The 12,972-nt window shown below is 68.4% G+C and carries 12 protein-coding genes and 1 pseudogene; 10 read left to right on the top strand and 3 right to left on the bottom strand.

Going from position 1 to position 12,972, the window contains the following annotated elements; translation table 11 throughout:
• Positions 1-193 precede the first annotated feature (193 nt).
• From C722_RS0119430 to C722_RS26785, 3 genes and pseudogenes are all read left to right on the top strand, one after another.
• Positions 194-664 (top strand): Dps family protein, encoded by a 471-nt coding sequence (locus C722_RS0119430; RefSeq protein WP_017642112.1) that lies wholly within the window; start codon positions 194-196, stop codon positions 662-664.
• 166 nt (positions 665-830) lie between these two features.
• Positions 831-1,139 (top strand): annotated as a pseudogene (locus C722_RS26845) (cold shock domain-containing protein membrane protein); the annotation flags it as partial.
• A gap of 120 nt (positions 1,140-1,259) precedes the next feature.
• Positions 1,260-1,475: a cold shock domain-containing protein gene (locus C722_RS26785; protein ID WP_160923550.1), complete on the top strand. Its 216-nt coding sequence runs from the start codon at positions 1,260-1,262 to the stop codon at positions 1,473-1,475.
• Between the two features lie 58 nt (positions 1,476-1,533).
• Here C722_RS26785 and C722_RS0119420 read toward each other — a convergent pair whose 3' ends face one another.
• Positions 1,534-3,624, bottom strand: coding sequence for an LTA synthase family protein (locus C722_RS0119420; protein WP_017642110.1), 2,091 nt, complete (start codon positions 3,622-3,624; stop codon positions 1,534-1,536).
• A gap of 317 nt (positions 3,625-3,941) precedes the next feature.
• On the opposite strand from C722_RS0119420, the gene C722_RS0119415 reads away from it, so the two are divergent.
• The 6 genes from C722_RS0119415 to C722_RS0119390 are packed head-to-tail and all read left to right on the top strand — an operon-like array spanning position 3,942 to position 10,573.
• Positions 3,942-4,901, top strand: a complete 960-nt coding sequence (locus C722_RS0119415; protein ID WP_017642109.1) for a MoxR family ATPase — start codon at positions 3,942-3,944, stop codon at positions 4,899-4,901.
• Between the two features lies 1 nt (position 4,902).
• Positions 4,903-5,841, top strand: coding sequence for a DUF58 domain-containing protein (locus C722_RS0119410; RefSeq protein WP_017642108.1), 939 nt, complete (start codon positions 4,903-4,905; stop codon positions 5,839-5,841).
• Positions 5,838-6,332: a DUF4381 domain-containing protein gene (locus tag C722_RS0119405; RefSeq protein WP_017642107.1), complete on the top strand. Its 495-nt coding sequence runs from the start codon at positions 5,838-5,840 to the stop codon at positions 6,330-6,332. The genes C722_RS0119410 and C722_RS0119405 overlap by 4 nt, the downstream gene beginning before the upstream one ends.
• Positions 6,325-7,323 carry a VWA domain-containing protein gene (locus tag C722_RS0119400; RefSeq protein WP_017642106.1) on the top strand — a complete coding sequence of 333 codons (999 nt, stop codon included), beginning with the start codon at positions 6,325-6,327 and terminating at the stop codon, positions 7,321-7,323. Before C722_RS0119405 ends, C722_RS0119400 begins: the two co-directional genes overlap by 8 nt.
• On the top strand, positions 7,320-8,993 hold the full coding sequence (locus C722_RS0119395; RefSeq protein WP_017642105.1) for a tetratricopeptide repeat protein: 1,674 nt from the start codon (positions 7,320-7,322) through the stop codon (positions 8,991-8,993). Before C722_RS0119400 ends, C722_RS0119395 begins: the two co-directional genes overlap by 4 nt.
• Positions 8,990-10,573: a BatD family protein gene (locus C722_RS0119390; RefSeq protein WP_017642104.1), complete on the top strand. Its 1,584-nt coding sequence runs from the start codon at positions 8,990-8,992 to the stop codon at positions 10,571-10,573. Before C722_RS0119395 ends, C722_RS0119390 begins: the two co-directional genes overlap by 4 nt.
• On the opposite strand, the gene C722_RS0119385 is transcribed toward C722_RS0119390, so the two are convergent.
• Both C722_RS0119385 and yedA read right to left on the bottom strand, forming a co-directional pair.
• Positions 10,561-11,226 carry a YceH family protein gene (locus C722_RS0119385; RefSeq protein ID WP_017642103.1) on the bottom strand — a complete coding sequence of 222 codons (666 nt, stop codon included), beginning with the start codon at positions 11,224-11,226 and terminating at the stop codon, positions 10,561-10,563. The genes C722_RS0119390 and C722_RS0119385 overlap by 13 nt on opposite strands.
• 198 nt (positions 11,227-11,424) lie before the next feature.
• Positions 11,425-12,330 (bottom strand): drug/metabolite exporter YedA, encoded by a 906-nt coding sequence (yedA, locus tag C722_RS0119380; protein ID WP_017642102.1) that lies wholly within the window; start codon positions 12,328-12,330, stop codon positions 11,425-11,427.
• A 149-nt stretch (positions 12,331-12,479) separates the two neighbouring features.
• On the opposite strand from yedA, the gene C722_RS0119375 reads away from it, so the two are divergent.
• The gene (locus tag C722_RS0119375; RefSeq protein ID WP_017642101.1) at positions 12,480-12,917 is read left to right on the top strand and encodes an Lrp/AsnC family transcriptional regulator; all 438 of its coding nucleotides are present in this window, start codon (positions 12,480-12,482) and stop codon (positions 12,915-12,917) included.
• Positions 12,918-12,972 lie beyond the last annotated feature (55 nt).

Below are 12,972 nucleotides of genomic sequence, written 5' to 3'. Positions count from 1 at the left end.
CTAGAACAGGCTGAATGCGTGGAGGCGCCGGGCCAGCAAGACCGGGCGCTCGACTGAACGGGAGATTCTATATCATCCGCCACGATTTTACCGTAGCCGGGCACGCAGCTCGACATGCCAACACTGGCTAAACGGCCAGCGGTTCTGTGATAGCCTCGGAGCCTTTCGTAACCGCCGCACAGGAGCCATCAGCATGGAAATCAACATCGGCATCGCCGAACAGGATCGCGCCCAGATCGCCGAGGGCCTGTCGCGCCTGCTGGCCGACACCTACACCCTCTATCTGAAGACCCATAACTTCCACTGGAACGTGACCGGGCCGATGTTCAACACCCTGCACCTCATGTTCGAGACGCAGTACACCGAACTGGCCGTGGCGGTGGACGACATCGCCGAGCGCATCCGCGCCCTGGGCTTCCCGGCACCGGGCACCTACGCCGCCTATGCGCGCCTGTCGAGCATCAAGGAAGAGGAAGGCGTACCGGACGCCGAGGCGATGATCCGCCTGCTGGTGCAGGGTCAGGAAGCCGTGGTGCGCACCGCGCGGGGCATCTTCCCGCTGCTGGACAAGGTCAACGACGAGCCCACCGCCGATCTGCTGACCCAGCGCATGCAGACCCACGAGAAGACCGCCTGGATGCTGCGCAGCCTGCTCGCCGCCTGAGTCCGGGCACCGTCGCAGGCGCGGACCTGCGACGGTGCCACGATTGAGTGGCCTTCACCTTTTGGGTTTAATAAGGACGCGCACCTAGCGCCGGGTCACGCCGCTGTCGAGCACTGTTTCGGCAGTTTCGGCAGACCCGTGTTCTCTATCCCAAGGTGATTTCACATTGAACACGTTATCTACTGTCCATGTCGTGGTGGGCGCTGCTGCGCTCCTGTTATCGGCAATTCCCGGACTGCAGTCCGACACCTCGTCCTTCGATCAACCCGAGTCCATCCATCTGGCCCTGCTGGGTCTTGCCACCCTCCTCTTCACGCCTTTCTCCCGTAGCCGCAGCAGCGGTGCCCAGAAACTCGCCAGCGCCCTGCTGGTGATCGCCGTCGTGGCCCAGACCTTTATCCTGCTGGCGCCCCTCGAGCAGATCGGCGGCCTGCCGGCCGAATTGCTGCCGCTGGGGCTGACCCTGGTCGCCGCTCTGGCCAGCCTGCCGGAAAAGTTTCGCCCCACGGCAGGCAACGCCGCGGTGGCCGACAGCGAGATTCGTCCGCGGCAGGCCGCGCGTCCCGCCCCTGCCGCCGCCGCTCCGGCCCGTCCGCTGGCCGATGACCGCGAGCGCGGCACGGTGAAATGGTTCAACACCTCCAAGGGCTTCGGCTTCATCTCCCGCGACACCGGCGACGACATCTTCGTGCACTTCCGCGCGATCCGTGGCGAAGGTCATAGAGTGCTGATGGAAGGCCAGCGCGTGGAATTCTCGGTGATCCAGCGCGACAAGGGCCTGCAGGCCGAAGACGTGGTCATCGCGGCCTGATCGCTGCCGGCAAAAAAGAAAGGCCGCCCTCGGGCGGCCTTTTTCATGGACGACGAGACTACTGCCGCTGAGCCTCGGCAGCCTTGCTGTCGGTCATGCCGGTGGTATTGCCCAGCAGGCTGGCGGTCGCGGTCTGGATAAAGGCCTCCAGGCGCTTCTGCAGCTCGGGCGCACTGGCGTCGCCCTTGAGCACCTCGCCACCGGCCTGGGTGCCCAGGTGATAGCGATAGAGCACGGCGTCGCGGTCGCGCGGCTTGACCAGGATGCGATCGCCGGTGACCAGGGCCACGGTCTGGTCGCTGCCCGAGGGCTTGATCACGGCCACGCCCTGATCGCCCTGGGGCAAGCTCAGCAGGTCACGGCCCCAGCACTGGTGCTGAGTCGGCTTGCCGAAGCGCGCCAGCACGGTGGGCACCACGTCGATCTGGCTACCCACGGTGTCGCGACGGGCGCCAAAGGTGTCCTGCACGCCCGGACCGATCAGCAGCAGCGGTACGTTGAAGCGCGACAGGTCCATCTCGGTGATCTGCTCGTTGTTGCCGAAGCCATGGTCGCCGAGGATGACGAACAGGGTGTCCTGGTACCAGGGCTCGTGCTGGACCTTGGCGAAGAACTGACCCAACGACCAGTCGGCGTAGCGCATGGCGGTCAGGTGCTCGTCGAGCGAGCCGTGGCCAGTGACCGGCGCGACCGGCAGGTCCTTGGGCAGCGCATAGGGGGTGTGGTTGGACAGGGTCTGCAAGAGCGCATAGAAGGGCTTGCCGTCCGGCGCCTTGGCCAGCTTGTCCAGTTCCTGCACCGAGCGATCGAACATGTCCTGGTCGGAGACACCCCAGGTTGGATCCATGAACACCGGATTGACGAAGTCCTCGCGCCCGACGAACCGGGTCATGCCCTGGTTGCTGAAGAAGCCGGACTGGTTGTCCCACTGGAAGTTGCCGTTGTAGACGTAGACGTCGTCGAAGCCACGGGTACTGAGCAGCTGCGGCAGGCCGGAGAACTGGTGCGCGCCCTCGGGCATGCGCATCAGATACTCGAAGGCCGGCAGATTGGGGAAGCAGGCCATGGTGGCGAACATGCCCTGGTGGGTATGGGTGCCGTTGGAGAAGAAGCGGGTGAACAGGGTGCCCTGCTTGGCCAGGGCGTCGAAGTTCGGCGTGATGCCGTCTTCATTGCCCAGGGCGCCGATGTAGCGACCGGCCATGCTTTCCATGAGGATCACCACCACGTTGCGCACCTTGGGCAGCTGGCCGTCGGCGGGCGGGGTATAGATCCGGCGGACGGCGGCCTTGTCGGCGTCGATCAGCTCATCGCGCGGGGTCAGCAGCAGCTGCCGGGTGGTGGCCAGCGCCTCGGCGGCCGGCATGGTGGCCTTCCAGCTGTTGTCGCGGTGATCGGAAAAACTGTTCTCGGCGGCGTCGATCAGGGTCAGGGTACCGTTCAGGCCGAGGTGGTTGGCGAACATCGAATCGGTGGTATAGGCGTCGCCCCAGCGCAGCGGCGGCCCGGATCTCAGGGTGCCGCGGGCGGCGATGACGGCCACCACCAGGCAGAGCATGAACACCGCACCCCGGCGGTACCAGGCGGCCGGTCGCAGCACGGCATGGCGCCGGGTGGCTCGTTCGATGCCAAAGAACACCAGGCCCAGCAGCAGGGTCGCCACCGCCCAGGCCAGCAGCAGGCGCACCACCGGGAAACCGTTCCAGATCATGCTGGTGACGGTGTGCAGGTCCTCCTGCAGGTACTGGAACACCAGGCTATTCAGCCGCTGGTGGAATTCCCGATAGAAGTTTAGCTCGGCGACGCCCAGCAACAGGCAGAGGCTGGCGGCCAGGGTGAACCAGCCGGCCTGCAGCCGGCGTGCGGCCATGGCTCTCAGGCTGAACAGGCAGAACAGCGAGGGGGCGCAGATATAGACCACCAGGCGCAGGTCGAAGCGGGCGCCGTTGAAGAAGGCTTCGGCAAAGGTCGCGAAGGGCGACTCACCGATCAGATCGGTGTTGTAGCCCAGCAGCGCCAGACGCAGCAGGGTGAACATGACCAGCAGCGCCAGGCCGCAGCCCAGGACGAAGCTCAGGTGGCTGCCCAGCGTCGGCAGCGGGCGAGCGCCCGCGGCGCGCGGGGTTTGGGGGACTTCCGTTTGCGACATGAAAACACCTTGTCAAAAGCAGCAGGGATTCGCGGCGGGTGGCCAGCGGCTCGGGATCGGCCACGCAGAGGCCTCGGGCGCGGTCGGTAGGCGTGGGAGTTTAACCATCCAGCGGTAGCACGCCAGTCTTGCCGCACCGCGCCATGCCGAAGCGAGACCTCTGCCGCGTCGACAGTCGCCCAGCCTGAGCAGGAGCACGTCAAAATTTCGTCAAGGGCTGCTCTGGACGCGACGTCAGCGCAGGCATGGGCGGCAGCCGCCGCTTGCAGTAAAATCCAGCACCCTTGACCGCTCCAGCGCCGTATTCAGGATGCCCCATGGCTCACCGTGACGCTCTGCAGGTGCTTCGCACCTACCTGACCAGCCAGATCCTCGGCCAGGAAACCCTGGTGGAGCGCCTGCTCATCGCAGTCCTGGCGGATGGTCACCTGTTGGTGGAAGGCGCCCCGGGGCTGGCCAAGACCAAGGCCATCAAGGACCTGGCGGAAGGCCTGGAAGCGGACTTCCACCGCATCCAGTTCACCCCCGACCTGCTGCCGGCCGACATCACCGGCACCGAGATCTATCGTCCCGACACGGCGAGCTTCTCCTTCCAGCAGGGCCCGATCTTCCACAACCTGGTCCTGGCCGACGAGATCAACCGGGCGCCGGCCAAGGTGCAGTCGGCGCTGCTGGAAGCCATGGCCGAGCGCCAGGTGAGCATCGGCCGCACCTCCTATCCCCTGCCCGACCTGTTCCTGGTGATGGCCACCCAGAACCCCATCGAGCAGGAAGGCACCTATCCGCTGCCCGAGGCCCAGCTCGATCGCTTCCTGATGCACGTCAAGATCGGCTATCCCGACGCCTCGGTGGAGCGCCGCATCCTGGCCCAGGCCCGTGGCGAAGCCCTGGACGGCGAGACCCTGCCGACCGAGCGCGTCACCCAGGCGGCCATCAACGCCGCGCGCCGCGAGGTGCTCGGTCTGTACATGGCCGACGCCGTGGAGGAGTACCTGGTCCAGCTGATCATGGCGACCCGTACCCCGGGCCGTTTCGACCAGGACTTGGCGCACTGGATCACCTATGGCGCCAGTCCGCGCGGCTCCATCGCCCTGGATCGCTGCGCCCGCGCCCATGCCTGGCTGGCCGGGCGAGACTTCGTCAGCCCGGAGGACATCCAGGCGGTCGTGTTCGACGTCCTCCGTCATCGCGTCATCCTGTCCTTCGAGGCGGAGGCCGCCGGCATCGACCATGACCGGGTGGTGCAACGCATCCTCGATCTGGTGGCCGTGGCCTGAGATGCCCGAGCGCGACGGCGTGACCCTGGGCCTGGCCGAGCTCATCGAGATGCGCCACCGGGTGGTCGAGGTGCAGCTGTTTTCCGCCGCCGGACGGCGCAGCCCGCTGATCGGCCTGCACCATTCGCGCCTGCGCGGTCGCGGCGTGGACTTCGACCAGGTACGCGCCTATCAGCCCGGTGACGACGTACGGGCCATCGACTGGCGCGTCACCGCCCGCACCCGGGAACCCCATACCAAGCTGTTCCACGAAGAGCGCGAGCGGCCGGTCTACCTGCTGCTGGAGCAGAGTCCGCGCACCTTCTTCGGCACCCGCCGGCAATTCAAGTCGGTGCTGGCCGGACGCCTGGCCGCGCTGATCGGCTGGGCGGTGCTGGAGCACAACGACCGCATCGGCGGCATGATCTTTGGCGGCGAACGCCTGCACGAGGTCCGCCCACGGCGCAGCAAGCAGAATCTGCTGCGCTTCTTCGATCACCTGATCAACGCCAATCGGGCGCTGCAGGATCCGGCCCTGGCCCAGGTGCCGCGCATTACCTTCAACCAGGTGCTGCGCCGCGCCCGTGAGGTGCTGCGCCCCGGCAGCCTGGCGCTGGTGATCTGCGACGAGCGCAGCCTGGACGTGGCCACCGAGCAGCATCTCACCCTGCTCTCGCGGCACAGTGACCTGGTCCTGCTGCCGCTTTCCGATCCTCTGGATCACGAACTACCCCAGGCCGGTCTGCTGCGCTTCGCCAGCGGCCAGGCGGAAGTGGAATTGGATACCGACCGCACCGACGTCCGCCAGGGCTATGCCGAGCAGGCCGCTCAGCGCCGCGAACGCTGGACGGAACTCAGTCTGCGGCTGGGCATTCCGCTGCTGCCGCTGTCCACCGCGGACGACCTGATCGAGCAGTTGCGGCATCTCTTGCGCCAGCACCGTCCGGGGTACACCTCGTGACGCCCGGGCTGCCGAATCTGGAGCCGCTGCGGCTTCCGCCGGAACCGGCCTTCTGGCCACCGGCGCCGGGCTGGTGGCTGCTGGTATTGGTCGTGGTGGCGCTGGGCTTCTTTCTGCGACACCGCCATGGTCGGCGGCCCCTGGTCAGCGCGCCCCTCGTCGAGCCGACTACCGAAGAGGACCTGCGCACCACCGCCCTGGCCGAGCTGGCGCGGCTGCCGCGCCCCTATGGCGCGCCGGCCGGGCCCTGGTTGCAGGCGCTGAACGCCCTGCTCAAGCGCCTTTGCCGGGCCAGCTATCCGGATCAGCTCAGCCAGACCCTGAGCGGGCGCGACTGGCTGGCCTTTCTCGATTCGCGCTGTCCGGCGGCCGGTCTGACGCGCTACATGATCCTGGTCGATGGCGGCTATCGCCCGGATTGCCGGCTGGACGACCGCGCCATCGACGGCCTGCAGGACGCCGTCGCCACCTGGATCCGCAAGCATGTTTGAATTCGCATGGCCCTGGTTGTGGCTGCTGCTGCCGCTGCCCTGGCTGCTGCGCGTACTCCTGCCGGCGGCCGACAGCGGCCAGGCGGCCCTGCGTGTGGAATTCCTCGGTGAACTCGAACACCTCGGCGGGCGCACCCGCCATACCGGCGGCCTGGGCGGCGCCCGCCGTCTGCTGCCCTTTCTGCTGGGCTGGCTGCTGATCCTGGGCGCGGCGGCCCGGCCGCAATGGGTGGGACCGCCCCAGCCGCTGGACGTGAGCGGTCGCGACCTGCTGCTGGCGGTGGATGTCTCCGGCTCGATGGACACCCCGGACATGCAGCTGGGCGACGAGAGCGTCAGCCGCCTGAGCCTGGTCAAGCAATTGCTTGGCCGCTTCATCGACAGCCGCCAGGGCGATCGCGTCGGGCTGATCCTGTTCGGTTCCCAGGCCTATCTGCAGGCGCCCCTGACCGCCGACCGGCGCACGGTGCATGCCCTCCTCGAAGAAGCCCAGATCGGACTCGCGGGGCGCAACACGGCGGTGGGCGACGCCGTGGGCCTGGCGGTCAAGCACCTGCGTAAGCGCCCGGACAACAGCCGCACCCTGATCCTGGTCACCGACGGGGCCAGCAACGGCGGCGTGCTGACGCCCGCGGTGGCAGCCAGCCTGGCGGCCAGCGAGCGGGTGCGCGTCTATACCCTGGGCATCGGCGCCGACCCGGATACCCTGGGTGCCGGCACGACGCCCAGCGACCTTGACGAACCCATGCTGCGGCACCTCGCCGAGGTCACCAACGGCGCCTACTTCCGGGTGAGATCCAGCGCCGAACTGGCCGCCGTGTCGCACCAGCTCGACCGTCTCGAACCCATCCGCCAGCAGCCGGACCAGGCCCGTCCCACCCGCGAGCTCTATGCCTGGCCGCTGGCCGGGGCGTTGCTGCTCGGCCTGGCCCTGGCCCTTGGCCGCCTGCCGTGGCCACGGCGCTGGCGGCGCGGAGGCAAGGCCACATGAACGACTGGCTGCCGCTGTTCCTGCGTCCCTGGTGGCTGCTGGCGCTGCTGCCGGTCGCTCTGGTGATCTGGTCACTTCGCCAGCGCCGCCATCGCCACGGGCGCTGGCAGGCGCTGCTGCCGCCGGCGCTGCAACCCTGGCTGCTCAGCGACAGCGAGCGCCAGCGCTCGCCCCTCGGCCTGGTGCTGCTGGGTCTGGCCGGCCTGCTGGCCTGCCTGGCCCTGGCCGGCCCCAGCTGGCAGCAGGGCGAACAGCAGAACTTTCGCCGCAACGATCCGCTGGTGGTGGTGCTGGCGCTGACGCCCGACCTGCTCGCCACCGACGTCACCCCCAATCGCCTGCTGGCGGTGCAGCGCAAGTTGCAGGACCTGCTCAAGGCGCGCCAGGACGGCGAGACCGCCTTCGTCGTCTATGCCGGCAGCGCTCACACTCTGGTACCCCTGACCGACGATCTGCCGACCATGGACAATCTGCTCAAGGCGCTGCGGCCGTCGATCATGCCGGTGCCAGGCCAGCGCGCCGACCTGGGCATCGCCCAGGCCCTGGAGTTGCTCGGCCCGGCCCCCAGTGCCAGCGCCCGACTGCTGCTCATCGCCAGCGACCTGGATGACCGCGAACGGCAGGGGATCGAGCGTCAGTTGCAAGGTCGGCTGCGCCAGCTGGCGATCCTCGGTCCGGGTACGCCTCAGGGCGCCCCGGTGGCAGCCGAGACCGGCAACTACCTGAGCGACGCCGCCGGCGGCATCCGCATCGCTCGACTGAACGAAGGCCACCTGCAGGGCGTCGCCCGCGAGCTGGGCGGGCGCTATCAACGTCTGCAGCGCGACGACAGCGACCTGCGTCGCCTCGGTCTGCTGGAACGCCCCGACGCCGTGCGGGCCGGCGATGGCCAGGGCCCCTCGGACTGGCGCGACCAGGGCTACCTGCTGCTCCTGCCCCTACTGCTTCTGGTCGCCTGCGGTGCACGCCGCGGCTGGTTGCTGTGCCTGCCCTTCTGCCTGTTGCTGACGCCGCCTCCCGCCCAAGCCGGCAGCTGGGACGACCTCTGGTTGCGCCGCGATCAACAGGCCCTGCAGCTGCTGGCCGACGACCAGCCCGCGGCGGCCGCCGACCTCTTCACCGACGAGCGCTGGCGCGGCGTGGCACGCTATCGCGCGGGCGACTTCAGCGGCGCCGCCGCGGCCTTCGCCCGGGATCCGTCGGCGGACGGCCACTACAATCGCGGCAATGCCCTAGCCATGGCCGGACGCCTGGAAGAGGCTCTGCGCGCCTACCGGGCGGCGCTGGTGTTGCGCCCCGATCTGACCGCTGCCCTGCGTAATCGCAACCGTCTCGAACGCCTGCTCGCCCAGCGCGCCGCGGCCCAGGCCGAGGCCGCCGCCCGCAGTCGCAAGGCGCAGAACGCCAGCCAGAGCAGCGCCCAGGCGGACGAGCCGGCCAGCAGCAGTACCTCGCCGTCCACGGCGACCGCTGCGGCCAGTCCGCAGCAGCAGGCCCAGGCCGGCGCGGACTGGCTCGTCGCGCCGGCCTATGCCGAAGATCCCCTGGCGGAAGAACAGCGTCAGGCCGCCGAGCAATGGCTGCGAGAGATTCCCGACAACCCGGCCGAGTTGCTGCGCCGCAAGTTCTGGTACCAGCAACAACAACGCGAGGAGAACGCGCTGCAATGAAGTCCCATCCGTTGCTGCTGCCCCTCATGCTGCTCGCGCCCCTGGTCCAGGCGGCGGATCTCAGTGCGCGCCTGGAGCGTAGTCAGCTCAGTCAGAACGAGACCCTGGAACTCATTCTCGAGACCACCGATCCCGCCCAGTTCGGCAAGCCCGATCTCGGCCCACTGGACCAGGACTTCCGGGTACTCGGGGTGCGACAGAACAGCCTGCCGCCCGGCGAGCGGGTGACCACCCGCTGGAACGTGACCCTGCAACCCAAGGCCAGCGGCGCCCTGACCATTCCCGCCCTGACCCTGGGCGGCGCCCGCAGCCAGCCGCTGACCGTCACCGTGGAGGCCACTGCCGCCAAGCGCCAAGCCCGCGAACCGGTCTATCTGGAAGCCGCAGTGGAGCGCACCCGGCTCTATGTGCAGGCGGAAACCATCCTGACCATCCGCCTCTACCACGCCGTGGCGCTCTATGACGACCATGTGCTCACCCCGCCCAACCCCAGCGAGGCGCGCGTGGATCTGCTGGGCACCCCGCAGGTCTACGAGCGCGACGTCGAGGGGGTACGGCATGGCGTGATCGAATGGCGCTACGCCATCCATCCGCTGCAGAGCGGCACCCTGGTGCTGCCGCCCCAGACCTTCAGCGCCACCCTGGCCGGCGGTCTCGACGACAGCTCCCGTGCCGGTCAGCCGATCCAGTTACGCACCCCCGCGCTGACCCTGGAAGTCCTGCCGCAGCCGGCCAGCTATCCGCCGCAGACCCCCTGGGTGCCGGCGCGCAGCCTGACCCTGACGCAGCAATGGAATCCCGCGCCGGCAGACGCCCGCGAAGGCAGCGCCCTGACCCGCACCCTGCAGCTGCGTGCCGAAGGCCTGGCGCCCGGTCAGCTGCCCCCGCTGGTATTGCCCGATATCGAGGGCGTGAAGCGCTATGCCGAGCAGCCGCGGCTGTCCCTGCAGACCCAGGCGCGCGGCCTGGTCGGACAGCGCGAGGAACGGGTCGCCCTGATACCCACGTCCACGGGGGACAAGGTCCTGCCGCCGGTGGAGGTGGTCTGGTGGAACACCGAGACCGATACCCTCGAACGCGCCACCCTGCCCGCTCAGCCGCTGGTGGTCGCCGAGGATCCGACCCTGCAGCCCGTAGCGGCTCCGGTCGCTCCCCAGGCCAGCGTCAATGCCAAGGGACTCTGGCGCTGGCAGTTGGCGACGGCCTTCTTCGCCTTGACCACGCTGCTCGGCTTCGGCCTCTGGTGGCGCGCCCGCCGCCAGCCAGCGGTCCTGCCGACGGCCCCCGATCTCGACAGTCGCCTGCAGCGCGAAGAGCTGCGCCGTGCCTGCCAGAGCAACGATCCCCATGTGACCCGCCACGCCCTGGACGCCTGGGCGCGGCAGCAGCCGGAAACCCTGGCGGCCATGGGCGCGCGATTCGAGCCCCTGGCCGCTGCCCTCGACGATCTCAATGGGGCGCTTTACAGCGAAGCCGGTCAGCGCTGGCAGGGCGAGACGCTGTGGCAGGCGATCAATGCCCTGCCGCCGCTTACACCCGCGGCCGTGCACGATACCCTGCCGCCGCTCTATCCGCGCTGAGTGGCCTCCTCCAGCCGCGCCAGGCGCTCTTCCAGGGCGACGACCCGGGCTTCCAATGCCTCCAGTCGGCCTTCGCGTCCTCCTGCGGACGGGCTGCCTTCGGCGGCGCTGCCGAGCTGGGCGACCTGGGCATCGCGTTCCGCCACATGGCCGAACAGATGCAGATAGCGCTCTTCACGCTGACCGGGTTGCCGACCCAGGCCGGTGGCCAGACCGCGAGCGATCAGGCGCTCCAGGTGGTGGCGCACCTGCTCGGTATCGTCGAAGGCATGCATCCGACCGCTGCGGGCAAGGAGCTCACCCAGGGTCTGGGGGCCCCGCAGGAACAGCAGCGCGCAGAGCACCCACTGGGGCGGCGGTAGCTCCAGGGCCTTGTCCAACCGCTGCTCCCAGCGATCCGCACGGCTGCCCATGACCAGGCGCGCCAGGCCGCGCTCTTCCAGACGCCGCAACCCCTGCCCCACTTCGCCCGGGGTGAGGTTGAGCACCGGCTCGCGGCTGGTCTTCTGGTTGCAGGCCAGCACCAGGGCATTGAGGGTCAGGGGATAGCTTTCCGGCGTGGTCAGCTGCTTTTCGATGAGGCTGCCGAGGACGCGGATCTCGCTGGCTTCGAGCGGCTCTTCGGCAAAGGCGGGGGTGACTGCTTGGCTCATGGCGGACTCCGCTGGGATGACGCGCCAGCCTAGCCTGCCCTCTGAGCCTGTTCAACGTCTCGCGAGCTAGAGCCAAGCAAGGCGAAAATGGCTGAGGAAGCGGAGTTTACGAGCGGTAAATGAGCATTCCGACGGGGCTGGCCTTCCAGGCCTTTTCAACGCAGTTTGGCCGACGCGCAGCAGACTTTGATCAGGCTCTCAGCGCCGTCGCCACTGCGGCAGCCCGATCAGCACCACCGCGCCGACGATGACCAGCATGGCCAGCATTTCCGCCGGACCGATCCGCTCACCGGCGAACAGGGTGCCCAGCAGCACCGCTACCACCGGATTGACGTAGGCGTAGCTGGTGGCGGCGGCCGGACGTACCCGCCCCAGCAGATAGAGATAGGCGCTGAAGGCGATCAGCGAACCGAACACCACCAGATAGCCCAGCGCCAGCCAGCCGCCCAGAGCCGGCCAGTGCTGCAGGCGCTCGCCGCTAAGGTAGCTGGCGCCGAGCAGCACCGCACCGGCCACCAGCATCTCCACCGCGCTGGCCATGGCCCCGCGTGGCAACGGCAGATAGCGACTCCAGATGGAGCCGAAGGCCCAGGCCGCCGCCGCGAGCAGGATTACCGCGGCCCCCAGCGGCGTGGCGCTCATGGTATCGCCCAGGTTGAGCAAGGCGATCCCCACCAGGCCCAGAGCAATACCGGCCCACTCCAGCAGGGTATTGCGCTGCCCCCAGAGCAGGCCGAACAGCAGGGTGAACAGTGGGACCGTGGCGATCGACAGGGCGGCGATACCGGAGGTCACGCCCCAGTGCTCGGCCAGGGTCACGCCGCCGTTGCCCACGCCCAGCAGCAGGATGCCGATCACCGCGGCCGCCGCAGTCTCACGCGCCCTGGGCCAGGGCACCCCGCGCAGGCGCAGCCAGCCCAGCAGCAGACTCCCCGCGATCAGGAACCTCAGCCCCGCCATCAGCAGCGGCGGCCAGTGGGCCACGCCGATGCGGATCACCAAATAGGTGGAACCCCAGACCACATAGAGCGCGAAAAAGGCCGCCAGCAAGGGCAGCCAGGTGGGTAGGCGCGGCGCGAGGCAGGGCGAGGCGGAGGTATCCATGCGCGAGAGATTCCTGATGGGTCAGGCTGACATTGTAGGAGCGCACGACCGGACGGCTAAGATACAGTCGAGACAGAAAGGGCCTAACCAGCCTTTGATTCAGCAGACTTTAAGGACAGTGACCTTCGATTCGAAGGCAGGAAACGGAAATGGACCATATTGATCGCCGCCTCATCGACCTGCTGCTGGTAGAGGGGCGCGCCAGCTACGCCGACCTGAGTCGCCGGCTGGGTCTTTCCGCGCCGGCCATCGCCGAGCGCATCGCCAAACTCGAGGACGCCGGCATCATCACCGGCTATGGCGCCCGCATCGATCGCCGCGCCCTGGGCTACGGCACTGAATGCCTGATCTCCCTGCGTCTGCACAGCACCAGCCAGGGACCGTTGTTGAAGAAACTGGAAGCCCTCCCCCAGCTTCTCGCCTGCCACCGGGTCACCGGCGAGGACTGTCTGATGCTACGCGCCGCCGTGCGCGACATGAGCGAACTTGAGGCCCTCATCGATACCCTCACCCAATTCGGCATGAGCCGTACCGTGGTGGTGCTGTCGACACCCTTCGAACGCCCGCTGCCGCTTGCCTCCAGCTGAAAGCGCCGACAAAGAAGCCCTGGGGCCTCATGGCACCAGGGCTGGCTCGACACGA

This window comes from Pseudomonas sp. 313, from assembly GCF_000316965.1.
GTDB lineage: Bacteria > Pseudomonadota > Gammaproteobacteria > Pseudomonadales > Pseudomonadaceae > Chryseomonas > Chryseomonas benzopyrenica.
This window is presented reverse-complemented; position numbering and strand designations above follow the sequence as displayed.

Bases quoted from the DNA above. Each gene is read 5' to 3' on its own strand.
- C722_RS0119410 (WP_017642108.1), top strand. From the start codon at position 4,903: ATGCCCGAGCGCGACGGCGTGACCCTGGGCCTGGCCGAGCTCATCGAG.
- yedA (WP_017642102.1), bottom strand. From the start codon at position 12,330: ATGGATACCTCCGCCTCGCCCTGCCTCGCGCCGCGCCTACCCACCTGG.
- C722_RS0119420 (WP_017642110.1), bottom strand. From the start codon at position 3,624: ATGTCGCAAACGGAAGTCCCCCAAACCCCGCGCGCCGCGGGCGCTCGC.
- C722_RS0119375 (WP_017642101.1), top strand. From the start codon at position 12,480: ATGGACCATATTGATCGCCGCCTCATCGACCTGCTGCTGGTAGAGGGG.
- C722_RS0119400 (WP_017642106.1), top strand. From the start codon at position 6,325: ATGTTTGAATTCGCATGGCCCTGGTTGTGGCTGCTGCTGCCGCTGCCC.
- C722_RS0119395 (WP_017642105.1), top strand. From the start codon at position 7,320: ATGAACGACTGGCTGCCGCTGTTCCTGCGTCCCTGGTGGCTGCTGGCG.
- C722_RS0119430 (WP_017642112.1), top strand. From the start codon at position 194: ATGGAAATCAACATCGGCATCGCCGAACAGGATCGCGCCCAGATCGCC.
- C722_RS0119415 (WP_017642109.1), top strand. From the start codon at position 3,942: ATGGCTCACCGTGACGCTCTGCAGGTGCTTCGCACCTACCTGACCAGC.
- C722_RS0119390 (WP_017642104.1), top strand. From the start codon at position 8,990: ATGAAGTCCCATCCGTTGCTGCTGCCCCTCATGCTGCTCGCGCCCCTG.
- C722_RS0119385 (WP_017642103.1), bottom strand. From the start codon at position 11,226: ATGAGCCAAGCAGTCACCCCCGCCTTTGCCGAAGAGCCGCTCGAAGCC.